This window comes from Nocardia sp. NPDC005745 (assembly GCF_040630775.1).
Lineage (GTDB): Bacteria > Actinomycetota > Actinomycetes > Mycobacteriales > Mycobacteriaceae > Nocardia.
Map to the genome: position 1 here is coordinate 136,188 of NZ_JBEXYF010000002.1, position 23,946 is coordinate 160,133.

The 23,946-nt window shown below is 68.8% G+C and carries 25 protein-coding genes; 11 read left to right on the plus strand and 14 right to left on the minus strand.

The features are described from left to right. Positions 1 to 43 precede the first annotated feature (43 nt). Together ABZ420_RS03525 and ABZ420_RS03530 are read left to right on the plus strand one after the other, a co-directional pair. A complete protein-coding gene (locus ABZ420_RS03525; RefSeq protein WP_357116680.1) occupies positions 44 to 1,006 on the plus strand; it encodes a DUF1702 family protein in 963 nt (320 codons plus the stop codon). A 10-nt stretch (positions 1,007 to 1,016) separates the two neighbouring features. Further along, positions 1,017 to 1,820, plus strand: coding sequence for an SDR family oxidoreductase (locus ABZ420_RS03530; protein ID WP_357116682.1), 804 nt, complete (start codon positions 1,017 to 1,019; stop codon positions 1,818 to 1,820). 66 nt (positions 1,821 to 1,886) lie between these two features. On the opposite strand, the gene ABZ420_RS03535 is transcribed toward ABZ420_RS03530, so the two are convergent. Then, entirely contained in the window at positions 1,887 to 2,324 is a 438-nt protein-coding gene (locus ABZ420_RS03535; protein WP_357116684.1) for a hypothetical protein, read from the minus strand. A 98-nt stretch (positions 2,325 to 2,422) separates the two neighbouring features. Between ABZ420_RS03535 and ABZ420_RS03540 the strand changes: the two genes are divergently transcribed. From ABZ420_RS03540 to ABZ420_RS03550, 3 genes are all read left to right on the plus strand, one after another. Beyond that, a complete protein-coding gene (locus ABZ420_RS03540; protein WP_357116686.1) occupies positions 2,423 to 2,992 on the plus strand; it encodes a WHG domain-containing protein in 570 nt (189 codons plus the stop codon). A gap of 85 nt (positions 2,993 to 3,077) precedes the next feature. Beyond that, a complete protein-coding gene (locus ABZ420_RS03545) occupies positions 3,078 to 3,446 on the plus strand; it encodes a hypothetical protein (RefSeq protein WP_357116688.1) in 369 nt (122 codons plus the stop codon). Positions 3,447 to 3,657: 211 nt separating this feature from the next. Beyond that, on the plus strand, positions 3,658 to 4,347 hold the full coding sequence (locus tag ABZ420_RS03550; protein ID WP_357116690.1) for a hypothetical protein: 690 nt from the start codon (positions 3,658 to 3,660) through the stop codon (positions 4,345 to 4,347). Positions 4,348 to 4,410: 63 nt separating this feature from the next. On the opposite strand, the gene ABZ420_RS03555 is transcribed toward ABZ420_RS03550, so the two are convergent. Next, on the minus strand, positions 4,411 to 5,688 hold the full coding sequence (locus tag ABZ420_RS03555; protein ID WP_357116981.1) for an MFS transporter: 1,278 nt from the start codon (positions 5,686 to 5,688) through the stop codon (positions 4,411 to 4,413). Between the two features lie 317 nt (positions 5,689 to 6,005). Further along, on the minus strand, positions 6,006 to 6,593 hold the full coding sequence (locus ABZ420_RS03560; RefSeq protein ID WP_357116692.1) for a TetR/AcrR family transcriptional regulator: 588 nt from the start codon (positions 6,591 to 6,593) through the stop codon (positions 6,006 to 6,008). 72 nt (positions 6,594 to 6,665) lie between these two features. On the opposite strand from ABZ420_RS03560, the gene ABZ420_RS03565 reads away from it, so the two are divergent. Then, entirely contained in the window at positions 6,666 to 7,385 is a 720-nt protein-coding gene (locus ABZ420_RS03565; RefSeq protein WP_357116694.1) for an SDR family oxidoreductase, read from the plus strand. A 3-nt stretch (positions 7,386 to 7,388) separates the two neighbouring features. Here the strand turns inward: ABZ420_RS03565 and ABZ420_RS03570 are convergent, their stop codons facing one another. The 6 genes from ABZ420_RS03570 to ABZ420_RS03595 all read right to left on the minus strand — a co-directional run bounded on the left by ABZ420_RS03570 (position 7,389) and on the right by ABZ420_RS03595 (position 14,451). Continuing rightward, positions 7,389 to 8,153: a 3-oxoacyl-ACP reductase gene (locus ABZ420_RS03570; RefSeq protein ID WP_062969513.1), complete on the minus strand. Its 765-nt coding sequence runs from the start codon at positions 8,151 to 8,153 to the stop codon at positions 7,389 to 7,391. Positions 8,154 to 8,179: 26 nt separating this feature from the next. Beyond that, entirely contained in the window at positions 8,180 to 9,541 is a 1,362-nt protein-coding gene (locus tag ABZ420_RS03575) for an aldehyde dehydrogenase family protein (RefSeq protein ID WP_357116696.1), read from the minus strand. Next, positions 9,538 to 10,284, minus strand: a complete 747-nt coding sequence (locus ABZ420_RS03580; protein ID WP_357116698.1) for a gamma-glutamyl-gamma-aminobutyrate hydrolase family protein — start codon at positions 10,282 to 10,284, stop codon at positions 9,538 to 9,540. The genes ABZ420_RS03575 and ABZ420_RS03580 overlap by 4 nt, the downstream gene beginning before the upstream one ends. Beyond that, a complete protein-coding gene (locus ABZ420_RS03585) occupies positions 10,265 to 11,629 on the minus strand; it encodes a glutamine synthetase family protein (RefSeq protein WP_357116700.1) in 1,365 nt (454 codons plus the stop codon). The genes ABZ420_RS03580 and ABZ420_RS03585 overlap by 20 nt, the downstream gene beginning before the upstream one ends. A gap of 140 nt (positions 11,630 to 11,769) precedes the next feature. Next, positions 11,770 to 13,146, minus strand: a complete 1,377-nt coding sequence (locus ABZ420_RS03590; RefSeq protein WP_357116703.1) for a lipase family protein — start codon at positions 13,144 to 13,146, stop codon at positions 11,770 to 11,772. A 165-nt stretch (positions 13,147 to 13,311) separates the two neighbouring features. Then, positions 13,312 to 14,451 (minus strand): alpha/beta fold hydrolase, encoded by a 1,140-nt coding sequence (locus ABZ420_RS03595; protein ID WP_357116704.1) that lies wholly within the window; start codon positions 14,449 to 14,451, stop codon positions 13,312 to 13,314. 273 nt (positions 14,452 to 14,724) lie between these two features. Here ABZ420_RS03595 and ABZ420_RS03600 point away from each other — a divergent pair, with 273 nt between their 5' ends. From ABZ420_RS03600 to ABZ420_RS03615, 4 genes are all read left to right on the plus strand, one after another. Continuing rightward, positions 14,725 to 15,972, plus strand: coding sequence for a helix-turn-helix domain-containing protein (locus ABZ420_RS03600; RefSeq protein ID WP_357116706.1), 1,248 nt, complete (start codon positions 14,725 to 14,727; stop codon positions 15,970 to 15,972). A 48-nt stretch (positions 15,973 to 16,020) separates the two neighbouring features. Beyond that, a complete protein-coding gene (locus ABZ420_RS03605; protein WP_357116708.1) occupies positions 16,021 to 16,719 on the plus strand; it encodes a hypothetical protein in 699 nt (232 codons plus the stop codon). Between the two features lie 212 nt (positions 16,720 to 16,931). Beyond that, positions 16,932 to 18,101 carry a thiolase family protein gene (locus ABZ420_RS03610; protein WP_357116710.1) on the plus strand — a complete coding sequence of 390 codons (1,170 nt, stop codon included), beginning with the start codon at positions 16,932 to 16,934 and terminating at the stop codon, positions 18,099 to 18,101. Next, a complete protein-coding gene (locus tag ABZ420_RS03615; RefSeq protein ID WP_357116712.1) occupies positions 18,098 to 18,838 on the plus strand; it encodes an SDR family oxidoreductase in 741 nt (246 codons plus the stop codon). The genes ABZ420_RS03610 and ABZ420_RS03615 overlap by 4 nt, the downstream gene beginning before the upstream one ends. Positions 18,839 to 19,047: 209 nt before the next feature. Here the strand turns inward: ABZ420_RS03615 and ABZ420_RS03620 are convergent, their stop codons facing one another. The 3 genes from ABZ420_RS03620 to ABZ420_RS03630 all read right to left on the minus strand — a co-directional run bounded on the left by ABZ420_RS03620 (position 19,048) and on the right by ABZ420_RS03630 (position 21,813). Beyond that, entirely contained in the window at positions 19,048 to 19,377 is a 330-nt protein-coding gene (locus ABZ420_RS03620; RefSeq protein ID WP_040868784.1) for a transglycosylase family protein, read from the minus strand. 681 nt (positions 19,378 to 20,058) lie between these two features. Continuing rightward, complete coding sequence (locus ABZ420_RS03625) at positions 20,059 to 20,523, minus strand: YiiD C-terminal domain-containing protein (RefSeq protein WP_357116714.1); 465 nt, start codon at positions 20,521 to 20,523, stop codon at positions 20,059 to 20,061. 144 nt (positions 20,524 to 20,667) lie between these two features. Beyond that, complete coding sequence (locus ABZ420_RS03630; protein ID WP_357116715.1) at positions 20,668 to 21,813, minus strand: acyl-CoA dehydrogenase family protein; 1,146 nt, start codon at positions 21,811 to 21,813, stop codon at positions 20,668 to 20,670. Between the two features lie 112 nt (positions 21,814 to 21,925). Between ABZ420_RS03630 and ABZ420_RS03635 the strand changes: the two genes are divergently transcribed. Further along, the gene (locus ABZ420_RS03635) at positions 21,926 to 22,597 is read left to right on the plus strand and encodes a TetR/AcrR family transcriptional regulator (RefSeq protein ID WP_357116717.1); all 672 of its coding nucleotides are present in this window, start codon (positions 21,926 to 21,928) and stop codon (positions 22,595 to 22,597) included. Between the two features lie 25 nt (positions 22,598 to 22,622). On the opposite strand, the gene ABZ420_RS03640 is transcribed toward ABZ420_RS03635, so the two are convergent. Both ABZ420_RS03640 and ABZ420_RS03645 read right to left on the minus strand, forming a co-directional pair. After that, on the minus strand, positions 22,623 to 23,189 hold the full coding sequence (locus tag ABZ420_RS03640) for a type 1 glutamine amidotransferase domain-containing protein (RefSeq protein WP_357116719.1): 567 nt from the start codon (positions 23,187 to 23,189) through the stop codon (positions 22,623 to 22,625). 60 nt (positions 23,190 to 23,249) lie between these two features. Continuing rightward, positions 23,250 to 23,909 (minus strand): MerR family transcriptional regulator, encoded by a 660-nt coding sequence (locus ABZ420_RS03645; RefSeq protein WP_357116721.1) that lies wholly within the window; start codon positions 23,907 to 23,909, stop codon positions 23,250 to 23,252. Positions 23,910 to 23,946: the final 37 nt, after the last annotated feature.

The following is a 23,946-nucleotide window of genomic DNA, read 5'->3' on the forward strand; positions in this document are numbered from 1 at the left end:
GCCGCGCCGGCCCAAGACTCCTCCCCGACGATTGGAGAACTCCATGCCCTCGCCGTTGGGTCCGCTGCGCGCGGCCCTCTTCGTCCCCAGTCCGGCCAGCGTCCGCATGGTGCTCAGCGGATTCGAGCAGCCCGACCAGCACACCGCGCTGGAGCTCGAGCAGGTGACCATGCACCTGGTCGGCGGCATCGACTCCGCTGTCCGCAGCTCGGATAACGACGAACTGATCGCCGCGCTGCTCCAGGTGCCGCCGAAGTACCGCGGGTTCGCCTACGAAGGCGCGGCGGTCGGCCTCACCGCGATCGACTCGCTGTCCCCGGGCAGGCGCGCCGCCGATCTGATCGACGGCCCCGCCAGTGATTACGCCCTGACCATGTACGTGGGTGTCGGCCTCGCGATGGCCAGGATCCCGAAGCTCCGCTGGAAGAAGCTGTTTCCGCAGCACCCGCTGTTCCGCTGGCTGGCCATCGACGGGTACGGCTTCTACAAGGCGTTCTTCCAGATGCAGCGCTATGTGCGGGACAAGCACGTCGAGACCCGCTACCCCGGCTGGCTCGGTGACCGGGACAACTTGAAGCGCATCGCCGATCAGGGCATGGGCCGCGCGCTGTGGTTCATCGGCGGCGGCAATCCGGCCGGTGTCGTGCGCCTGATCGGCGAGTTCGACCCGAAGCGGCACGCCGATCTGTGGAGCGGCGTCGGCATCGCCGTCACGTTCGCGGGCGGCGTGGAACCGGCTGCCATGGCGGAACTCTGGGATGTGGCCGGTGAGTTCCGGCCGCAGCTGTCGCTGGGCTCGGCCATGGTCGCGCGCATCCGGCAGCAGACCAACAGCGTCAACGAGCACAGCGAGGCGGCGGCGCAGGTCTTCTGCGGGACCAGCGTCGCGAAGACCGACGCGTTGATCGAGAGTTCGCTCGACGACCTGCCCGACGACGGCACCTCCGGCACCTACCTGCTGTGGCGGGATCGGATCGCCGATATCGTCACCGCGAGCCGAGCCTGAGGGTCACGGGATGGCACGGGTCAGGGACTGGGTCGGCAAGCACGTCATCGTCACCGGCGGATCGGAAGGGATCGGCGCCGCGGTGGCGGAGGTCTTCGCGCGGCGTGGCGCGCAGGTCTCGATCATCGCGCGCCGGAAGCTTCCGCTGCGCGACACCGCGAAACGATTGGGTGCGGACTGGGCCGCCGCGGACGTGACGCGTCCGGACCAACTCGATTCGGCCATCGAGGAATTGGAGCAGCGCAACGGGGCGTGCGAGGTCATCGCCTGCTGCGCGGGACTCACACTGCCCGGACGGTTCCTCGAAGTGGACGCCGGGGAGTTCGAGGTGCAGATGTCGGCGAACTATCTCGGCGCGGTGCACGCGGTGCGCCGGGTGCTGCCGGGGATGGTGCAGCGGGGCGGCGGGAAGATCCTGCTGGTCAGCTCGACTTCGGCGTTTCTCGGGATCACCGGCTACACCGGTTATGGACCCACCAAGGCGAGCATCCGGCAGCTGGCGTTGTGCCTGCGCTACGAGGTCGAGCCGAAGGGTGTGGACGTCACGGTGATCTATCCGGCCGACACCGACACGCCGGGGCTGGCGATGGAGAACCAGCGAAAGCCGGTGGAGACCAAGGCGATCACCGGGTCGATCGAGCCGATGTCGGCCCAACGGGTCGCCGAGGCCGCGGTGCGAGGAATGGAACGCGGGCATCACCACATCGCCCTCGACCCTCTGACGCGGTTCTTCATGGCCTGGGCGAACCTGCCCGAGGATCTGGCGCGGCCGTTCATGCGCCGCACCATCGCGAAGGCACTGCGCGGCAACTGAACTCCGACCACGCGAAAGACCCGCTCACCCATCCGATCGGATGGGTGAGCGGGTCTTTCGCCATGTTCACCCGATGATGACGACCACGCAGGCCGCGATGAAGAGCACCTGAACCAGACCCCGCAGCGGCAGCGGCATGGTCTTGATGCCCAGTTCCGCGCGAGCGGCGCGGATGTTCGCGGGGAACAGGGCCAGCAGCAGGGCGATCAGGCAGGCCGCGGCCAGGTCGGCGGTCGCCGGGATCAGCACGCCGACCGCGCCCGCCAATTCCAGGACGCCGGTCAGCGTCACCAGCGCGGACGCGTTCGGCAGCCGCGGCGGCACCATGGCGATCAGGGCGTCGCGGCGTGGCTGGAGGAAGTGCGCGCTCGCCGTGAGGACGAGCATCGCGGCCAGCCCGAGCGCGGTCGCGTGCGCCCACGAATCGAGCCAGCCGTTGCCGGTCAGCCAGCCGATGAGCCGGGCGAGTGCGGTGACGGCGACGAGGACAACCAGCGGGGCCATCGGATCTCCTGTGCATCGAGAGCAAATCTTGACAGTGGAAAGATTAGGCGCGCCGCCGCAAACTTGTCAATGTCTAGATAATCGGTCACCATCGAGGGATGGCGAAGGACGGCTATCACCACGGAGATCTCCGGGCGGCGCTGCTGACCGCGGCCGCCGAGCGGATCGCCGCCGACGGCGTGGACGCGCTCTCGCTGCGCAACCTGGCCCGGCACGCGGGCGTCTCACACGCCGCGCCCGCCCACCACTTCGGCGATCGAGCCGGTCTGCTCACCGCGTTGGCCACCGAGGGTTTCGAGCTGCTGGCCGACCAGCTCGCCCGAGCAGGCGAGGACTTCCGCGAGGTCGCGGTGGCATACATCCGCTTCGCGCGCGAGCACCCCGGGCACTTCGACGTGATGTTCCGGCACAGCCTCTTGCACGCGGAGGACGCGGCTTTGCGCGCCGCGCGCGAACGGTCCGCGCTGGCGCTGCGCTCCGGCGTCGCGGACCTCCAACCGGGCCACCGTCACGACCGGCAGCAGGCGACCCAACTCGCCGCATGGTCACTGGTGCACGGCTTCGCTTCACTGTGGCGCGAAGGGGCACTGCATAATTCATCACTGGCCGCCGATTCCGATCCGGAGGCCGTGGCCCGCAAGATGTTGTCCACTATCCGGTTCGACTGACCGGAAACCGGCTTGCGCCGAGCCGCCACCGTGCTATCCAGAGACCCGGAAGGAGCAGGCGGCCACTCCCAGCTGCCATCGACACATGGACATCCACGCCTACCCGACCGAGGCGACCACACCGGTGGACCTGACCGAAGCACACCGGATCGCCGACCACCACTTGGCCAACGGCGACTATGCCGATCGCGGAATCAGCTACCACCTGACCGAGTTCGACACCTGCTTCGTCGCCGTCGCCACCTTCCCCCGCCCGCCGCAGGCCGATCCGGCCAGCCCGCCGGTGATCGTCGGCGGTTCGGTCTGCGTCATCGACAAGCCCACCGGCGCGATCTCCTACTGGCCGACCTACCCGGCCGACCTGGTGGCCGACCAGTACGCGACCGCGCTGCGAGACGGTCGCCTGGTCGTCGAGGACGACTGGCCGGACGACGACGAGCCGCCCTCGGCGTGACCGAGTCGTCCTGACCATGGATGACTTCCTGCGAAGTCCGCGAGAATTCTCCGCCGGGCGCCGAGACGCGCTGCGACAACGTCCCACAGGCCGGAATCGTTGCCGCCATTGACAATTGAAACCCGTCCTACAACCATGATCAACGGTGCCGGCCCGGACCGGACAAGCGTCAGGCGTTCGAACCGATCAGCCGCGGGAGGCGGATTTCTCCATGGGGGGCAACGAGTCCGACGAGGATACGCGCGAGACGGAACAACCTCGGCAGCAGGACTCCGGCCAGCGGAGAAGCTGGTTCCGGCGTCACTCCGGGACGATTCTCACCACACTGCTGTTCCCGATCGTTTCCGGGTTGATCGTCTTGGCGGTGGAGAAGTTCACCGATGACGACGACACCGCCGCTTCGACGTCGGCCCAGCAGACGACCCGCGGCGACAGCCCGGAGGACCGCTCGCCGGCTTCCACCACATCAGCCGCCCCGCCCACGTCGGCGACCGCATCGCCCAACGATGTCCGATGGTCCGGCACGATCAATCTGACCTACCTGGATCTGGACTCCGTCCCGCCCCGCGTCCTGCCGAGCAACAATGGCGCGAGCACCTGGGTCAGCTACGACCGCAACTCCTCCGGCGGATTCTCCGCAGCCACCCTCTACGGACTCGGCGGCGGATTCTTCACGACGAAGCCCACCATCGCCCTGTGGACCACCCCGGATCGGCCCACCCGCCAGCAGTGCTCGGACCTCGTCGCCACCCAAGGCGCCGAAACCCTGCCCCTCGCCACCGGCAGCGCCTACTGCGTCAAAACCGCGGCAGGCCGCACCGCTTTCATCACCGGACTGTCCGTCAGCAACGCCGTGCACGCCTACACGGCCTCGGTAACCGTCTGGTCCGCCACCCAGTAGAGACGTCCGCACTGATCTCGGCAGCGTGAGTACCAGGCCGCGCGGCGGCGCGTCCGGCGTGGTTCAGAACGCGGGCTGGGCGAGGAGGTCCGGGTCCGGGGTGGGTTCGCCCGCGTCGGGGACCTCGGTGCCGCGTAGCGAGGTGCCCGCGGTCTCGCGCAGGTAGTTCCAGGCGACCAGGCCGATCAGGGAGGCGCCGACCATGTAGAGGGCGGGGAACAGCGTCCAGCCGGTCGCCTCGATGACGGCCTCGTTGATCAGTGGGGCGGTGCCGCCGAAGACCGCGGTGGAGACGTTGTAGGCCAGCGCGAAGCCCGCGTACCGGACATGGGTCGGGAAGATCGCGGGGAAGGTGGAGCTGATGGTGGACAACTGCGGCACGTACAACAGTCCCAGCACGACGAAGCCGATGATGGCCCACGCGGTGCCCTGCCCCATCAGCCAGTACATCGGCACCGCGAGCACGGCGAGACCCATCAGGGAGAACAACCACATCGGGCGGCGGCCGACACTGTCGGACAGCCTGCCGAAGAACGGCAGCACCACCATCATCACCAGCTGCCCGAGCAGCATCATCGCGGTGGTGGCCGACTCCCCCATGCCGATGGTGTTCTGCAGATAGGTGGGCTGGTAGGTGAGCAGCGTGTAGTTCACCACGTTCAGCGCGACCACCAGTCCGGCCAGCGTGAGCGTCTCGCGCCGGTAGGTGGTCAGCACTTCGCGCAGGCCACCGGCCGGACGCTTGTGCTCGGCGACTTCGGTGAACACCGGGCTCTCCTCCAGCCTGGTACGCAGGTACCAGCCGGTCAGGCCGAGCGGGATGGCGATCAGGAACGGGATGCGCCAGCCCCATTCGTGCATGGTGTCCGAACCGAGCGCGAGCTGGAAGGCCAGCACGGTCGCGGAACCCCCGACGAAGCCCGCGAGCGTGCCGAACTCCAGAAAGCTGCCGAGGAAACCCCGTTTGCGGTCGGTCGCGCATTCGGCGAGATAGGTGGCGGCGCCGCCGTATTCGCCACCGGTCGAGAAGCCCTGCACCACGCGCAGCAGAATGAGCAGAACCGGGGCCAGTACACCGACGGACGCGTGGGTGGGCAGTACGCCGATGGCTCCGGTGGCGGCGGCCATGAGCAGGATCGTGGTGGCCAGCACGGCTTTTCGGCCGATCCGGTCGCCGAGCGGTCCCCACACCATGCCGCCGAGCGGCCGTAGGACGAACGAGATGGCGAAGCCGAGCATGGTGCCGAGCGTGCCCAATTCCCCCGGGAAGAAGGCATCGGTCAGGTAGGTCGCGGTGGCGGCGTAGACGCCGTAGTCGAACCATTCCGTCGCGTTGCCCATGGCGGAGGCCGCCACGGAACGCCGCAGCGGGAAACTCTCCGATGTCCGGTCGGTCACGTGCGCGTCCTCTCCAGTCCGTCCACGGACCTCGGTTCGTTCCACCTCGGGCTACGAGAACCGAAGGTGTGGCACGAAACAGACCGTTACCCAGGATCAACCCCCGGCAAACAGTCCCTGACCCGGGAAACACCCCGAAGCGGTCGCGCTGACCTGCGACTAAGCGGACAATTGTGATGTCAGTCACAGCAACTCGCAGCGGCCGCGACTATCGCCCGGCTCCGCGGCCGACACCGGCCGCCCGCCGATCAGCGGCGCGATCACTCCCGGCCGAGCATGGCGGCGATACCGGCCGCGACTTCACGCGCCAGCGCACCGTCGACGGGAGCGTGCCGACTCAACAGCCGATACCACATGGCTCCGAACGCGAAATCCACCACGAGATCCAACGGCACCACCTCGGTGAACTCCCCGTTGTCCACACCCCTTCGCAGCAGCGTACGCAGCGTGGCGCGCCGTGGCCCGATCACGGTCTCCTGCAATCGCTCGGAGAGCACGGGATCACGCTGCGCATCGGCCATCAGACCGACCAGCGCCTGCCCCGTCAGTTTGCGGGCGAGTTCGTAGGTCGCGGTGAGCAGACTTTCGACCTCCGCGAGCACGTCGGCGGACTCGGCGCGCACCAGCAACGCCGGGTTCTCCTCGGCGAGCTCGACGAGCGCCTCCATGAGCACCGAGGCCTTGTCCGGCCACCAGCGATACACCGTCTGCCTGCCCGCGCCCGCCGCGTCGGCGATCGCCTTGATCGTCAGGTCCTGATAGCCGTCGCGTGCGCACAGTTCCAAAGCGGCCCGCAGGATCGCGCGCCTGGCGTCCTCACTGCGCGGACGGCCACGGGTTCCGGTCATGCGGACACTTTACAAGACACCGTGACTCGATTATATTTCGAGACACAGAGCTTCGAAATTCAGGAGGATGTTGTGCGCAACCGAGTCGTCATCGTCGGCGGAACGTCGGGCATCGGCCTGGCCGCGGCGCGCAGGTTCGCGTCCGGAGGGCACGACGTGGTCGTCGCGGGTCGTGACGCGAGCAAGCTCGAGGCCGCGCTCGCCGAGCTCGGCGAGAACGTCACCGGCCGGACCGTCGACGCGCGTGACGAGGCCGAGCTGGCCCGGTTCTTCACCGAACTCGGGCCGATCGACCATGTGGTGGTCACCGTGACCGGACCGTCGGGCACGACGCCGTTCCGCGAACTCGCACTCGACCATCTGCGCGAGCACGTCGAGGGCAAACTCCTCGCGCACACCGCCGTGGTGCAGGCGGCGCTGCCCCATCTGGCGCAGCGCGGTTCGATCACGCTGGTGTCGGCGGCATCGGCGGGCGGCTCGATGCCGACCACAGCGGCGCTGGCCGCGGTGAATTCGGCGGTGGAAGCGATGGTTCCGGTGCTGGCCGTCGAACTGGCGCCCCTGCGTGTGAACGCGGTCTCCCCCGGCGTGATCGACACCGAATGGTGGAGCTTCCTGCCCGACGGGGCGCGCGCCGAGGTCTTCGACTCGATCGCCGCGACCACACCGGTCGGGCGCGTCGGCACCGCTGACGACGTGGCACAGGCGATCGAATTCCTGGTGGGGAATTCGTTCACCACCGGAATCGTGCTGCGCGTCGACGGCGGCGCGCGCTTGGGAGCGCCGAAATAGGTGCTACAGCGGCGTCACGTACGCGCCCGCGATGCCGCCGTCGACCAGGAACTGCGACGCGGTGATGAAGGAGGAGTCGTCGCTGGCGAGGAAGGCGACGGCGGCGGCGATCTCCTCCGGTTCGGCGAACCGGCCGAGCGGAACGTGTACCAGACGCCGTGCGGCGCGCTCGGGGTCCTTGGCGAACAGCTCTTGGAGAAGAGGGGTGTTCACCGGTCCCGGGCACAGCGCGTTCACCCGGATGCCGTTGCGGGCGAACTGCACTCCTAGTTCCCGGCTCATCGCCAGCACGCCGCCCTTGGAGGCGGTGTAGGAGATCTGCGAGGTCGCCGCGCCCATCACCGCGACGAAGGAGGCGGTGTTGATCACCGAGCCCTTGCCGCGCTCGAGCATGTGCCCGATGGCGTACTTACTACAGAGATACACGGAGGTGAGGTTGACCTCCTGAACGCGCCGCCACGCGTCGATGCCGGTGGTCAGGATCGAATCGTCCTCCGGCGGGGAGATGCCCGCGTTGTTGAACGCGATGTCCAACCCGCCGTAGGTGTCGACCGCGGTCTGGAACAGCGCCTCGACCTGCGCTTCCTCGGTGACGTCCACCTGGACGTACCGTCCGCCGACCTCCTCGGCGGCCGCTTCGCCGCTCCCGGCGTCGATATCCGCGACCACGACCTTCGCCCCCTCCGCCGCGAAGCGGCGGACCGTGGCCAGACCGATACCGCTCCCGCCGCCGGTGACGACGGCGACTCGATCCTGTAAGCGCTGCAACGTATCTCCTGTCGGATGGGCGGGTGTCACTGCGTGGCGAGGAAGACGTTCTTGGTCTCGGTGAAGGCCAGCGCCGCGTCCGGGCCGAGTTCGCGCCCGAGCCCGGACTGCTTGAAACCGCCGAACGGCGTCCAATACCGCACGGACGAATGCGAATTCACCGACAGGTTGCCCGCCTCCACACCGCGGGCCACGCGCAGCGCCCGCCCGACGTCCCGGGTCCAGATCGAGCCGGACAAGCCGTAATTCGTGTCGTTGGCGATGCGCAGCGCGTCGGCCTCGTCCTCGAACGGGAGCACCGCGACCACCGGGCCGAACACCTCCTCGGTGAGCACCCGGTCGGTCGGAGCCCCTGGCAGCACCACGGTCGGTGGATACCAGAATCCCGGTCCGTCGGGCGCGCTGCCGGTGAACGCGACTTCGGTGGACGGCTGCACGAACGCGGCGACGCGCTCGCGGTGCGCGGCCGAGATGAGCGGACCCATCTCGGTGGACTCGTCGGACGGGTCACCGACCCGCACACCGCGCACCGCGGGTTCCAGCAGTTCGAGGAAGCGGTCGAACACGCTGCGCTGCACCAGGATGCGGGATCGGGCACAACAGTCCTGCCCGGCGTTGTCGAAGACGCCGTAGGGCGCGGTCGCCGCCGCCTGCTCCAGATCGGCGTCGGCGAAGACGATGTTCGCGCTCTTGCCGCCCAACTCCAGCGTCACCCGCTTCACCTGCCGCGCGCAGCCCGCCATGATCTGCGTGCCGACCTCGGTGGAGCCGGTGAACACCACCTTGCGGACGGCCGGGTGGGTGACGAAGCGCTGCCCCACCACCGACCCCTTGCCGGGCAGCACCTGGAACACGCCCTCGGGCAGGCCCGCCTCGAGCGCGAGTTCGCCGAGCCGAAGGGCGGTCAGCGGGGTGACCTCGGCGGGTTTCAGCACGACGGTGTTGCCCGCGGCGAGCGCGGGCGCGAAGCCCCACGCCGCGATCGGCATCGGGAAGTTCCACGGCACGATCACCCCGACGACGCCGAGCGGTTCGTGGAAGGTGATGTCGACCCCGCCCGCCACCGGAATCTGGTTTCCCAGTAGACGTTCCGGCATCCCGGCCGCGTAGTGCAGGACATCGCGGACGTTGCCCGCTTCCCATCGCGCGTTGCCGATGGTGTGCCCGGAATTGACCACCTCGAGCCCGGCGAGGTGCTCCAGATCCGACTCGACCACCTCGGCGAACCGGCGCAGTAATCGCGCCCGGTCCCCCGGCGCCACCTCCCGCCACGCGGTCGCGGCCTGCTGCGCGCGGGCGATGGCGGCGTCGGTCTCCGCTTCCCCGGCGAGTTCCACGGTGGTGACCACCTGCTCGGTCGCCGGATTGACCACCTGCGCTGTCGTCACCGCTCGCGCTCCCTTCCATAAGTCTCCGCCGCTACCACCAGTGCCCGGACCAACCGGCGATCGGTGACGTCGGCCTCCGGGTGCCACTGCACACCGACCAGGTACGACCCGTCGGTGGATTCCACGGCCTCGATCGTGCCGTCGGCGGCGTAGGCGGTGGCGGTCAGGCCCTCGGCCAGCCGGTCGACGGCCTGGTGATGGTGGCAGTGCACCTTCAGCTCAGGACCGGCCAACCGGGCGACGCGGCTGCCCGCGATCGTCAGCACCCGGGTGGCGGTGTACCCGCCCTCGACGCCGGAGTGCTCCTCGTGACCGACGACATCGGGCAGGTGCGGGATCAATGTGCCGCCGAGCGCGACATTCGCCAGTTGCAGGCCGCGGCACACCGCGAGAATCGGCAGGCCCGCGGCCCTGGCCAGCTCGAACAGGCCGAACTCCGACTCGTCGCGGTCCGGCCTGGTGTAGCCGGGTATCCCCGCCGAAGAGACACCGTAGCGAGCGGGATCCACGTCCGCACCGCCGGTCAGCACCAATCCGTCCAGCCGCCCCACCAGCTCGGGACGCGCGACGCCCGCGGGCGGCAGCAACACCGGGATGCCGCCCGCGGCCACCACCATCTCGACGTAGGCGTGCGGCAGGACCGCGCTCGGCAGATCCCACGCGTTGAACCGGGTCCGCTCCACATAGGTGGGCAGGCCGATCACGGGACGGGCTCCCGCGACCTCAGAGTCGTTCGAAACCACGGATACGCTCCCAGTCGGTGACCGCGGCGTCGTAGGCGTCCAGTTCGACCCGCGCCGCGTTGCGGTAGTGCTCCACTACATCATCACCGAAGGCCGCGCGGGCCACCGTGCTGCCGGAGAACAGCTGGGCCGCTTCGCGCAGCGTCCGCGGCACCCGGGGGCGTTCGGAGTGGTAGGCGTTGCCGCGGAACTCCGGCTCCAGCGGCAGCCTGCGATCGATGCCGTGCAGTCCCGCCGCGATCAGGGCGGCCACGGCCAGGTACGGGTTCACGTCGCCGCCGGGCACCCGGTTCTCGAACCGCAGCGAATGGTCCTCGCCCACCACGCGGATGGCACAGGTGCGGTTGTCCCGCCCCCACGCGATCGCGGTGGGCGCGAAGCTACCGGCGGCGAACCGCTTGTAGGAGTTGATGTTCGGCGCCAGCAGGTAGGTGAACTCGCGCAGGCAGTCCAGCTGGCCCGCGATGAAATGCCGCATCAGCGGCGACATGCCGTCCGTCCCGTCACCCGCGAACACGGGCTTGCCCGCGTCGTCGCGCAGGCTGAGGTGGATGTGACAGGAATTGCCCTCGCGCTCATTGTATTTCGCCATGAACGTCAAGCTGCGCCGCTCCTGGGCCGCGATCTCTTTCGCGCCGGTCTTGTAGATGCTGTGGTTGTCGCAGGTGACCAGGGCTTCGTCGAATCGGAAGGCGATCTCGTGCTGGCCGGGATTGCATTCCCCCTTGGCCGACTCGACATACATTCCGGCGCCGTCCATCTCCTTGCGGATGCGGCGCAGCAACGGTTCGATCCGCCCGGTGCCCAGCATCGAGTAGTCCACGTTGTACTGGTTGGCCGGCGTCAGCCCGCGGTACCCGGCGTTCCAGGCCGCCTCGTAACTGTCGTCGAACACCAGGAACTCGAGTTCGGTCCCGACGAACGCGTGCAGGCCGCGCTCGGCCAGCCGCTCCAGCTGCTCGCGCAGCACCTGACGCGGCGAGGCGGGCACGGGCCGTCCCTGCGGCACCACGTGCTCGACGTCGCACAGCACCAGCGCCGTACCCGGCCACCACGGCGTCGTCCGCAACGTCCGCAGATCCGGTCGCAGCACGACGTCCCCGTACCCCGTCTCCCAAGACGACAGCGCGTAGCCGTCGACCGTCGTCATGTCGACGTCCACCGCGAGCAGGTACCCGCACGCCTCGGTGGCGTGCTCGACCACCTCGTCCAGGAAATAACGTGCCGCGCAGCGCTTTCCTTGCAGTCGCCCCTGCATATCGGTCATCGCGACCAGCACCGTGTCGATCTCGCCGGTGTCGACCCGGTCCCGCAATTGCGCCACACTCAGCATCCCGCTACGCATCCACGACCCCTCTCGGCACCAACCGTGCTCACGCTAGAGCAAAACGGACACCTTTGTGAGGCGACACCCGAATCTCGTCCGCACGGCGTACCGGTGCGGGATCAGGCCAGCTCAGCGGCACTCGCCCGCGCGAGCGGGGGTCAGGACAACGGCTTGCGGAGGGCGGCGGAGAGGACGGACGGGCGGCGCGCCATCACCGGCGGGCGCGCGCCACGGATCGGCCGTCCCAGCCACATGCGGGCGAGCAGGGCCGCGAAACTCAGGTGGCCGCTCAGCGCCGGACCGGCGAAGGCGAGCGACCACCGGGTCCACGTACCGGCCGGGGGCAGCTCACGGCCGGTGAAGCGACCGGCGAGCCAGTCGACCATCACCGGCAGCGCAAGGAACTGCAACAACAGATGGGTGCTGAGCCGATCGCGCAGGTAGCGCACGTGGACGCCCGCTTCGACGTAGCGCGCGACGTGGCCGTCGACGTCGGCGGCCGCGATCACCTCGTCGTGCACGCCTTGCAGCACGAGCATGGGCATGGCGGGCGCCCGGCGGCCGGGGTGGATGTCGTCGAGGATCCGCCGCAACCCGTCCTGCGCGATCATGGCGGCGAGGCCCGCGCCACTGTGTTTGTCGATGTCGCGCCGGGCGAAGCGATACAGCAGCGGGAACGTCGCGGTGGTCTCGGTCTCGGCCAGCCAGCCCAGATACCGCGCGTCCAGGTGGGCGCGCAGCATGCGGTCCAATTCGGGGTACCCGCGGCGCAGTCCTGCGGTGAAGACGGCCGCGAATCCCGCGAAGAGCGTGCCGTTGAGCCGGACGAACGCGGCCGCCGGATCACCCACCGGCGACCCGGCCACCGCGCCGACGACATTCAACTCGGGCGCGTACTCGGCGGCCGCCTCCGCGGCCCAGGCGGTGGCCAATCCCCCGCCCGAATATCCCCACAGCGCAACGGGTGTAGCCGGATCCAGACCCAACGGCAGGAAGGCGATGGCGGCGCGGACCGCGTCCAGCGCGCGATATCCCGGCTCCCTGGCCACCCCGAACCGGCCGGCCGTTCCGCCGTGATCCGGAACCGACACCGCCCAGCCGCGCGCCAGGGCGCTGACGATCAGCGGCAGTTCGAGCTGCGGAATCGAACCGGCCGCCCGCGCTCCGCGCCGAAGCGAATACGAGGGCAGGCATTTCGAGGCGACCGCGTCGATCGCGCACTGGAAGGAGACCAGCGGGCGCGGCTCGGCCGGATCCGCGCCCCACGGCAGCAGCACCGTGGTCACCGCGACCTCAGGCACTCCATGCAGATCACAGGTGCGATAGAGCAACTGCCAAGCCGAGATACGCTGCGGCACGAGACCGAAGAATCCGATCTCCACCGCGCGCGTGCGGACGATAGCGCCGGGGCGCAAGCGCCCGACCGCGGGCGGTGGGACGTAGAACGGATCGTCTTCGGGCAACATCGGCCGATGCGAGCACACCGCAGGCTCCGGCGGCACCGGGCCGCCGTCCCATTCGAGCTCCACACTCATCCGGTTTTCCTTTCCGACGGCACGGCCGTGATCGCGGGCGCCGCCGTGCCGACGACAGCGGGGTGGCCCGTATTCCACCCAACCAATGCGGCGGCCGGAAAAGAATTGGCTCGCACGCCAATCAAGCGCTCGCGAATTCTCGCGTCGATGCAGTGACAGCGTGGCTCACAAGCTGCCGTTGCCGCCGATCATCCACGGGTTGAAGGTGCATTCCAGCGACGGGTGCGCGACCGGATCCAGCGCGTGCAGCACGATCGAGGCCGCCCGCGGGGAATACATCATCGTCAGGTGGTCGGACATATCCTGCTCGCACCCGTCCTGCAGTGTGACGTTGTCCACCGTCGCGTCCGGACCGGCCTGCAGGAATGTCCATTGATAAGGGTTGGTGACCTCGTCGTGCCGGGAGCCGATCGCCGTGTACGCGACGCCGGGCACGGTGTCGCCCTGCGCGTTCAGGCCGGCGTAGAACGACGAGCCCACCGCCTGCTGGATATTGGCGATGCCGACCAGCGGCTCGTAGAACCCGAGGATATCGACGCCCAGGTTGTTGATGATCCGGCCCAGCGTCGCCATGCCCATGAGCGAGGTGCCGTGGTGGGTGGCGCCCAAGCTCACCAGCTTGCCCACTTTGCCCTGACCGCCTTCGAATTTCAGATAATGGTTGGCGACCGTGCCACCCTGCGAATGCCCGACGATGTCGACGGCTTGCGCGCCGGTCCCGCCCAGCACCCGATCGATGAAGTCCCGCAACTGCACCGCCGAATCCTCCATCCGCCCCACACCGAAGCGCCCGGGCAGGACCGGTCCGAGCCCGCCGCCCTGCATCAGGCCGGATCGCCCGAAGTTGAAGGCGAACACGCAGAATCCGGCGCGCGCCAGCCGCGGCGACAGGGAGGAGAAGGTGTCGTAGGCGTTCAACCAGGTGCCGTGCAGCAACACCACCGGCCGCGGGTGTTCGGCGGACGGCGCGCAGTTCCAGCGGTTGGCGCCGGGCGGAGCCGCGTCGGGATGAGTCAGCCCATAGCCGAAAGCGGCCAGATACGCCGACAGCTCCGGGCCTTCGCCGGACGCGTCGGACGCGACGCTGGTCGCCCATCCCGACGAACTGCCTGCGTCCACGATCGCGCGCGGCTGCCTGCCGTCCGGGGCGGGGTTCAGGCCCGCGCTGATGTAATCGGCGAGGGCCTGCTGGGTCGGTTCGATCTCCTCTTGCGCGTGCGCGATCCCGCCGCCGAGCGCGGTAGCCATTGTCACCCCTGCGATCACCGCGGCCCCGAGAATCGTCTGCCGAGCGTTGTGCATCATTGCCAACATCGAGTTCACTTCCATTCGCACCGAACGAACGCGACCCGGCGGTGCGTCGAGCACCGCCCCCGAATGTATCCCGCGCCACATTCGGAGGAAGATGTGATCGGGGCCATATCTACGAGCCGCTTTTCGAATGTAGGGCGCTCTCCGGGCCGGTGTCACTGCACCTGGAGGAGAACATTCCATCCGGAATATTGGCGCGCGAGCCAAAATTCGGGCGACCGCGCCCGTAGCCTTGCCGCCGTTTGTGTGGTCGGAAACAATCGGCCCATGTCCGTCGTGTTGTCCCCGGTGGCCGGAGACGCCCCGCTCGTCGCTCGGTTGCTGACTCGCTGGCCGCAGATCGCCGAGCGCACGCTCGACGCGGGTCTGGGCACCACCCCTCCGGCCGCCGACTTGCCGGAGGGGCACTTCACAGCCGAAGTGCTTCCGGCGATCTACGCCTGCGGCCGCGCAGTGCTTCAAGCGATCAGTGAGCAGCGCAGCTTCACCCAGGCCGAGGTCGCGACGTTCGTCGCGCCGGTGGCCGAGCGGCACGCCGAGGACCGATTCCCCTTGCCCGTGCTGATCGAGGCCATTCACGGTTCCGCGCAGTTGGTGCTCCAGGAGGCGGCCTCGCTGGCCTCCCGCGAAGAACTCGACGAACTGGTTTTGATCGTCAGCAGGCTGCTCGACCTGCTCATGCAGATCAACATCACGGTCGTGGAGGTCTACACGGAGGTCGAGCAGTCCATCTACAACGCCGAACGGGAGGCGCGCCGCGCGCTGTGCTCGGCGCTGCTGCACGGGCTGCCCGCCGCGGAGCTGGCGGCACGGGCGGACACCACGCTGGCCGAGCACTACACGGTGCTCGCGATCCACCTCCGGCCCGGCGACCAGCCGAGCACGGTCGCGACGCTCGTCGGGCGGCGGCGCATCCGCCTGCTGCACCGCGCGCTGGATGCCCTCGGGGGCACCACGACATTGGCCACTTTCGACGGCTGGACCGGAATCGCGTTGCTGCCCAGCGCTTCCGACGCCGAACTCGACGACACCCGCTACCACCGGCTGGCCGAGGAACTGACCGAACACTTCGGGGCGCCGGTGTTCCTCGCCGAATACGCGTCCGTGCCGCAGGACGCCATCGCCCGGACCGCGAAGGAAGCCACCGACCTCGCCGAACTGGCGCGGCTGCTCGGCAAGCCCGCGGGCGTCTACCGGCTCGACGACCTGCTGCTGGAATACCAGCTCACCAGACCGGGTACCGCGCGCGCACGGCTGGCCGAGCGCATCGCCCCCATTCTGGACAGTCCGCACCTGCTCGAGGCGCTCGACGCGCACCTGCGCCACGGCTCCGACCGTAAAGCCGCGGCGGCCGAGATTCACGTGCACCCCAACACCTTCAGCTATCGCTTGCGCCGCGTCGCCGAACTCACCGGCGTCGATCCCACCGATCCGCACGACTCGCGGTTACTGGCGGCCGCGCTGACGATTCAGCGCCTGTATCCCGTCCGGCCGACCGGTGAGGGCAGGTCCTAGCCGGAAACTCGCTCGCGCCCCGCGCCGGTCGTGGCTACCGTCCGAGGCATGGGAGACGAGCACGGGTCGATCGAGGAAGGCGGCTATCTGCTGACCGGTCGATCGCTGAGCGAATACCGGGCCATGTTCGCGCTCACCGGCGACGACCTGCGTGGCGAAATCCTCGACTGTCCCGGAGGCGCCGCGAGCTTCGCGGCGGAGGCGGCCGCGCTCGGCGCGCGGGTGGTCGCGGTGGATCCCGTCTATCGGCTGCCCGCCGCGGAGCTGACCGCTCTGGCTGCCGAGGAACTCGAGCACAGCACATCCCACACGACCGCCGCCGCCGACCGCTACGTCTGGGATTTCTACGGGGATCCCGACGGCCATCGGCTTGTGCGGGAAGCCGCCGCGGCCCGGTTCGCCGAGGATCTGCGGGCCAACCCGGGGCGCTACCGCTTCGGCCTCCTGCCCGCGCTCGATCTTCCCGATCGCGCCTTCGACCTGGTGCTGAGTTCGCATCTGCTGTTCACCTACGCCGACCGGCTCGATTTCGACTTCCACTTGGCGACGCTGCGGGAACTGGCGCGACTGAGCTGTGGCGAGGTCCGGGTGTTCCCACTCGTCGACCACGCGGGCGGGCCGCTGGACGACCTGCTCGATCGCCTCCGAAAGGCGTTGCACACCGGAGGAATTCGAACGGATATCGCCGAAGTGGATTTCGAGTTCCAGCGCGGGGCGCGCTCGATGCTGCGATTGACCGCGGCCTGACAGGGCCCGAGCACACCAAGTCGCCGCCGCGCTCCCGGGCGTCGACCGCGGCACCGCCATCACAGTCCTCACCGGCGCCGGGCTCATCACGCGCGGCCGCGTCGTCGCCGCGTTCGCGGTCCCATGTGAGCGCCACCCGACCTGGCCCGAGAGGGCGAACCTGTGTTAACTTCACTGTGAATGGCAGTTAACTTAGCTGATCGGAGAGGGCTATGAGGTCCGCCGTCATCGTCGATGTCGTCCGTACACCGTCCGGTAAGGGCAAGGCAGGCGGCGGCCTGTCGGAAGTGCATCCGGCCACCCTGCTGGCGGGGGTACTCGCCGAACTCGTCGCCCGCAACGACCTCGATCCCGCGCTGGTGGACGATGTGGTCGGCGGATGCGTCACGCAGAGCGGGGAGCAGGCGTTCAACATCAGCAGGACCGCCGCGCTGGCCGCCGGGTTCCCGGAGTCGGTGCCCGCCACCACGGTGGACCGGCAGTGCGGGTCCAGCCAGCAGGCGGCGCACTTCGCGGCGCAGGGTGTCATCGCGGGCGCCTACGACATCGCGATCGCCTGCGGTGTGGAGTCGATGAGCCGCGCGCCGATGTTCTCCAACGGCCAGGGCAAGGACGCCAACCGTGGCCCGCTCGCGCACCGGTACCCGGAGGGCTTGATCCAGCAGGGCATCGCGGCCGAGGTGATCAGCGCCCGGTGGAAGTTCGATCGCGCCGCGCTCGACGAGTTCGCGGCCCGCTCGCATCGGCTCGCGGCCGAGACCGCGGCGGCGGGCGGTTTCGACAACGAATTGGTCGCCGCGGGCACGCTGACGGCCGACGAGACCATCCGGCCCGCCACCACCGGCGAAAGCCTCGCGAAGCTGCGGCCGGCCTTCGTCGACGATCAGTACACAGCGCGCTTCCCCGAGATCGAGTGGTCGATCACCCCGGGCAACTCCTCGCCGCTGACCGACGGCGCCTCCGCCGCGCTGATCATGAGCGAGGAGGCGGCGGCGAAGCTCGGTTTGCGCCCGCGCGCCCGCTTCCACTCGTTCGCCGTGGTGGGCGACGATCCGCTGCTCATGCTCACGGCCGTCATCCCGGCCACGCGCAAGGTGCTGGATCGCGCCGGACTGAGCATCGACGACATCGACGCCTACGAGGTGAACGAAGCGTTCGCGCCTGTGCCGCTGGTCTGGCAGCAGGAGGTGAACGCCGATCCGGCCAAGCTGAACCCCCGTGGCGGCGCGATCGCCCTCGGCCACCCGCTGGGCGCCTCCGGCACCCGCATCCTGTCGACGCTGGTCAACCACCTGGAGCAGACCGGCGGCCGCTTCGGCCTGCAGACGATGTGCGAGGCGGGTGGTTTGGCCAACGCGACGATCATCGAACGCCTCGGATGAGCGCCCGCACGGCACTGGTCACCGGCGGGTCGCGCGGAATCGGCGCGGAGGTGGCGCGCCGCCTGGCGGGCGAGGGTTATCACCTGACGCTGGCCGCGCGCACGCCCGAAACCCTCGAGCAGACCGCGGCCCGCCTGCGCGAGGAGACGGGCGCCGAGGTGCACACCGTGGTCGCGCAGATGACCGACCTCGAGCAGGTGCGCGCTCTGGCACAAGCACACGAGGAACGCTTCGGTGGGATGAACGTGCTGGTCCTGAGCGCGGGCACCGGCACGGCGGGCGCCGTGGCCGACCTGCCCGCGAAGGCGTACGAGCGCATGCTCGACGTGAATTTCCGCGCGCCGTTGACACTGATCCAGGCGGCGCTCCCGCTGCTGCGCAAGAGCGCGAGCACCGACCGCGAGCGCGGCGCGAAGATCGTCGCGCTCGCGTCGATCACCGGCGTCGCGGGGGAAGCGGGCCTCGCCGCGTACGGCGCGACAAAGGCGGCGCTCATCTCGCTGTGCGAGACGGTTTCGCTGGAGGAGTCCGGGAACGGCGTCGGTGCGACGGCGGTGTCTCCCGGTTACGTCGACACCGACATGACCGCGTGGAAGCGGGAGGTGCTCGACCGGTCCGCGATGCTCACCACCGGTGACATCGCCGAGATGGTGCTGGCGATCACCCGGTTGTCCCGCAACGCGGTGGTGCCGAACATCGTGCTGTCCCGCGCCGGTGACCAGCTGTGGCGCGCTTGAGCACCGTTACCGGACAGCGACCGAAGTGCGGGTCCGTCACCGGAAGTAGCGCGCGAATCCGCGTTCGGTGAATTCCGATTCGTGCCGGACAATTCGACGCTGAATTGTCCGACACGATTGTGGCGATTACGCGTAATCGCCGCCCGGCATTTACCGCCGAGAATTAGCCCGGCGCCTACCGAAACCCAGCGGTAGGCGCCGGTGGCGCATCAGAGGTAGGCGCCGCACACGGGCCAGGCGCCCGGACCCTGGGTCGCGAGCACGTTCTCGGCGACGCGGATCTGCTCTTCGCGGCTGGCGCCGGAGGGGCTGCCGGAGCCGCCGTTGGCCTCCCAGGTGCTCTGGGTGAACTGCAGGCCGCCTGCGAAGCCGTTACCGGTGTTGGTGGACCAGTTGCCACTGCTCTCGCACTGCGCGACGGCGTCCCAGTTGTGGGCCGACGCGGTGGCGGTCGAGAGGCCGAACGGCACGGCGACGAAAGCGCCGATGGCCGCGGTGAAGCCGAGAACACGAGTGGTGAATTTACGGTTATGCGACATGAGATTTCCCGCCTGCGCCCACCGGCTCGGCGAATATCGCCGCGCCCCTGTCCCCAGGAAGGTTGTGGACACTCGAACCGCGGGACAGGGTTTCCGGCGTTCTGCGATTCGAGCTCGATCTCGGTGTTGCCCCGAGCCGTCACCGACGTTAGCGGAGATGTCGCGGCAGATCACGTTCGAATAACGCGCCGCTACGTTTGACCCCTGGTCGAGACTCCCCGCCATTCCCGCAGGTCGATCAGCGGAAAATACGCCATATCGAACGCGCGTAATGCTTCCGTTATGTGTTCGAGATCACGATTAGATCGTGAAACGAGTCGCATTTTCCCAGGTCCACGACTTGCGGTAGTAGGCAGACAACCGTCGCACGGGCCACCCAGGCGGCTTCAGCGACCGACCCGTTATCTTCCATATCGACCACTTTCCGCGCCGTGTCCGATGCGACGACGGCGCGGCGCGGAAGCGATCCGTGACCTGGGTACGGGGCCTCCACGCATGCATCGCACGATCGCGGACGCACTCACCCCAACCTCGCGAAAACGGCGCGGACCAGGCGTTATAGGCGTGGACCGCGGAGAAGAGAGCGTCTTCGCCTCCGCGGCCCCCGCCTAGGCACACACCGACGGTTCGCCACCCCGGCACGACAGCGGCTGGAACCACTGCCGTAGGTAACGACTCGGACTACTTTCCGTGCGCCCGCAACTGGTAGAGCCCCTCGGTCTCCGCGACGACCACACCGTCGGCGTCGGTCACCACCGCACGCAATGTGAAGTCGGATTTGCCGTTCGCGGCCGCCTCTTCGCCGATGCGCGCGATCTCCTCCTCCGTCAGCGTCGCCTCCGCGCGCACGTCGGTCTTGGCCGGCTTGCGGAAGAAGATGCGCAGGTCCTTCACCAGCGGATAGAACGCCGAGTTGTCGAAGGTCGCGACCGCGATCGCGCCGCCGAGGATCTCGGCGACGGTGAACAGCACACCGGCGTACATCACGCCGAAGTGGTTGCCGTTGCCCTCGGCGGGCACCGAGGTCGCCGCGAAACCGCGGCGCACCTCCACCGCTTGCACGCCCATCTTGTGCGCGATCGGGATGGTGAATTCCAGTGCCCCGTTGACGATGTCCTTGAACGGAGGAGTTTCGACGTCGCTCATCGCAATCGTCCCTTCACGCCGGAGGCGGCCAGCACCTCGTTGTCTCTGCCACGGCCACCTGGGTGGACCTCACCGAAGCGTATGCCCCCCGGTCCGCGCACCGACAAGGTGTTGGCGCTGCGCCAACACCGTCGGTCACCCCGATCAGAGGCTACGGGCGATGATCTCCTTCATGATCTCGTTGGTGCCGCCGTAGATCTTCTGCACCCGGCTGTCGGTCCACATCCGGGAGATCGGATATTCGGTCATGTAGCCGTAGCCGCCGTGCAGCTGGAGGCAGTCGTCGGCCACCGACATGGCGCGGTCGGTAGTCCACCACTTGGCCATGGCGACGGTCGGGATGTCCAGTTCCCCGCGCAGATGCCGCGCGATGCAGTCGTCCAGGAAGACGCGGGCCACCCGGGTCTCGGTGGCCGCCTCGGCGAGGGTGAACTTGGTGTTCTGGAACGCGAACAGCGGCTTGCCGAAGGCGTGCCGCTCCTTCGTGTAGCGCAGCGTCACCTCCAGCGCGGCCTCCATCCCGGCCACCGACCCGACGGCGATGATCAGCCGCTCCTGCGGGAGCTGCTGCATCAGCTGGACGAAGCCCTGGCCTTCCTGCGTGCCGAGCAGGTTCGACACCGGAACCCGGACGTCCTCGAAGAACAGCTCGGAGGTGTCCTGCCCCTTCTGACCCACCTTGTCCAGCACCCGGCCGCGCCGGAAGCCCGGCCGGTCGGCCTCGACCAGAACCAGCGAGATGCCGCCCGCGCCCTCGCTGGTGTCGGTCTTGGCGACCACGATGATGAGGTCGGCCTGGCTGCCGTTGGTGATGAAGGTCTTGGAGCCGTTCACCACATACTCGTCGCCATCGCGGATCGCCTTGGTCTTCACGTTCTGCAAATCCGACCCCGTGCCGGGCTCGGTCATGGCGATCGCGCCGACGACCTCACCGCTGGCCATCTTCGGCAGCCACTGCCGCTTCTGCTCTTCGGTGCCGTAGTGCAGCAGGTAGTGCGCGACGATGCCGCTGTGCAGCGTGGCGCCCCACGAGGTGTCGAACGCCTTGGCCTGCTCTTCGATGAGCACGGCCTCGTGCGCGAAGGTGCCGCCGCCCCCGCCGTACTCCTCCGGGATCGACGCGCACAGTAGGCCGAGCGCGCCCGCCTTGGTCCAGAAGTCACGGTCGACGTGGTGCTGCTCGATGAACTTGTCGATGTTCGGCGTCAACTCCTTCGCGAAGAACGAGCGGGCGAGCTCGCGCAGGGCGTCCAGGTCGTCGTCGAGCCAGGCGGACCGGTAGGTCGTCATCGGGTGTGTCCTCGCGAAAGTCTGATACTGACAGTTACGGGTACAGTGTGTACCAATCGACTGCCGGGTACAAGGTGTACCACTCGATCGGACGGCGGATACGCTGAGCCGCGTGGCACGACAACCCTGGGTGGACACCGCCGACGCACGACGGTCCACCAGCAACCGGCCAGGCCGGGACGAGCGTCGCCGCGCCATCGTGCGAGCCGCGATCGCGGCGATCGAGGAGGACGGCCCGCACGCGCTCACAGGCCGGATCGCCGATCGGGCCGGATTGGCCCGCACGCACGTCTACCGGCACTTCGCCAGCAAAGAGGAACTCGACCTCGCGGTCGCCCGGCACGCGCACCGGGATCTCACCGAACGAATTCGCGCGCAACTGGCCGTGGACGGCACACCGCTGGACATCATCCGCGCGCCTTTGGCCCAGCACGTGCGGTGGGCCGCCGAGCATCCCAATCTCTATCGCTTCCTCGTCGGACGCGACTACCGGCGCGGCCGCAACGAGCCGCGCGTCGGCGGAAGCGCTTTCGCCGCCGAGATCTCCGCGGCGGCGGCACGCTACCTGCCGGATTTCGGGGCCGACCCGCTGGCCGCGGACCGGGTGGTGGTCGCACTGCTCGGCTTGGTCGACGCCTCGGTGCGCTGGTGGCTGGAGCACCACGACACCACCGAGACCGCCCTCGTCGACCGCCTGACCACCGAGTGCTGGTTGCTCATCGACAACCGCCTGCGCGACCTCGGCATCGCGATCGACCCGCGAAAACCACTGCCGGGCAACTGAACCGGAACGTCGCGAGATCGTCCGGTCACCGTGCGGCAGGGACCACTTCGCGCGTGATGGCGTGCACGAAATCGGGGAGATCACCCGGGTTACGCGAGGTGAGCAGCGTCCACCCGCCCTCGGTGGAGCGCACCGCCGCTTCGTCGACCCAGTCGGCGCCCGCGTTGACGATGTCGGCACGAAGCGAGAAGTACGAGGTCAGTGTCTTACCCGGCACCAGCTCGGCGTTCACCAGCAGCCAGGGGCCGTGACAGATCGCGGCGATCGGCTTGCCCGCGCCAGCGAACTCCTTGGCCAATTCGATCGCCCGGTCGGTGACCCGCAACTTGTCCGCGTTCACCGTGCCGCCGGGCACGACGAGCACGTCGAAATCGTCCACCGACACTTCGTGTAACGACGTATCCGGTTGCACGACGGCGTCTTTCTCCGTGTCGTGCTGATACGTCTGCACCTCTTCCCGCTTCGGCGCGGCATGGGTGACCCGCGCGCCGCGCTTGCGCAGTTCGTCGCGCGGCACCAGCAGTTCGTCCCGCTCCACCCCCGTGTTCGAGGTGATGATCAGCACGCGCGTTCCATCCAACTGACCGGTCATGAGCGACTCTCCTTTCGACTCGGGTCGGTCCTCTTTCCGGCATGCCGCGCGAAGGCCGGGCTAAACCTCGCCGGCGGCGCGGTCCGCGTCGTCTTCCGGCGGCAGCAGCGTGCTGGAGAGATGCTCCTGCGCCAGCCTGCGCAGCGCGGCGAGCAGGGTGTCGCCCAGAATCGTTCCGACGATGGCGGTTTCGGTCATCCGTTCCAGGCCGGGTTGGTTGCGGACCAGGGCGATATCCGTGGCGGCGATGGCTTCGCCCGCGCCCGCGTAGTCGTCCATCGCGGCGACCACGTCGTCGTGGCCGAGCATGCGCAGGGCGGCGCAGACGTCCACGAGGGTGCCGCGCGCCGGGCTGTCGTCATGGATCCGCCAGCCGCGCCGGTCCAGCAGTGCCGCGACGTCCTCCGCGGCGGCCTCCCGCTGCTCGTCACCGACCTGCGACCTGCGCCCGCCCAGCGCATACTGCACATGGCCGAGCGACTCCCGCGCCGACAGGCTGCCGCTGTCGAGCGCCGCGAGCAGTTCCTTCGCCGCTTCGATGGACACACCGCCGATGTCCACCAGCGCCCGGATCAGCCGCAGCCTGCTGACGTGGGCATCGCTGTATTCGGCCTGATTGCGATGGGTTCGCACACCGGAGGGCAAGAGCCCCTCGCGCACGTAGTACTTGATCGTCGCGGAGGGGACGCCGCTGGCGCGGCTGAGCTCGGCGATCCGCATCGGACTCCTCGGACTGGGTCGGCTTGTTGACAGCTGA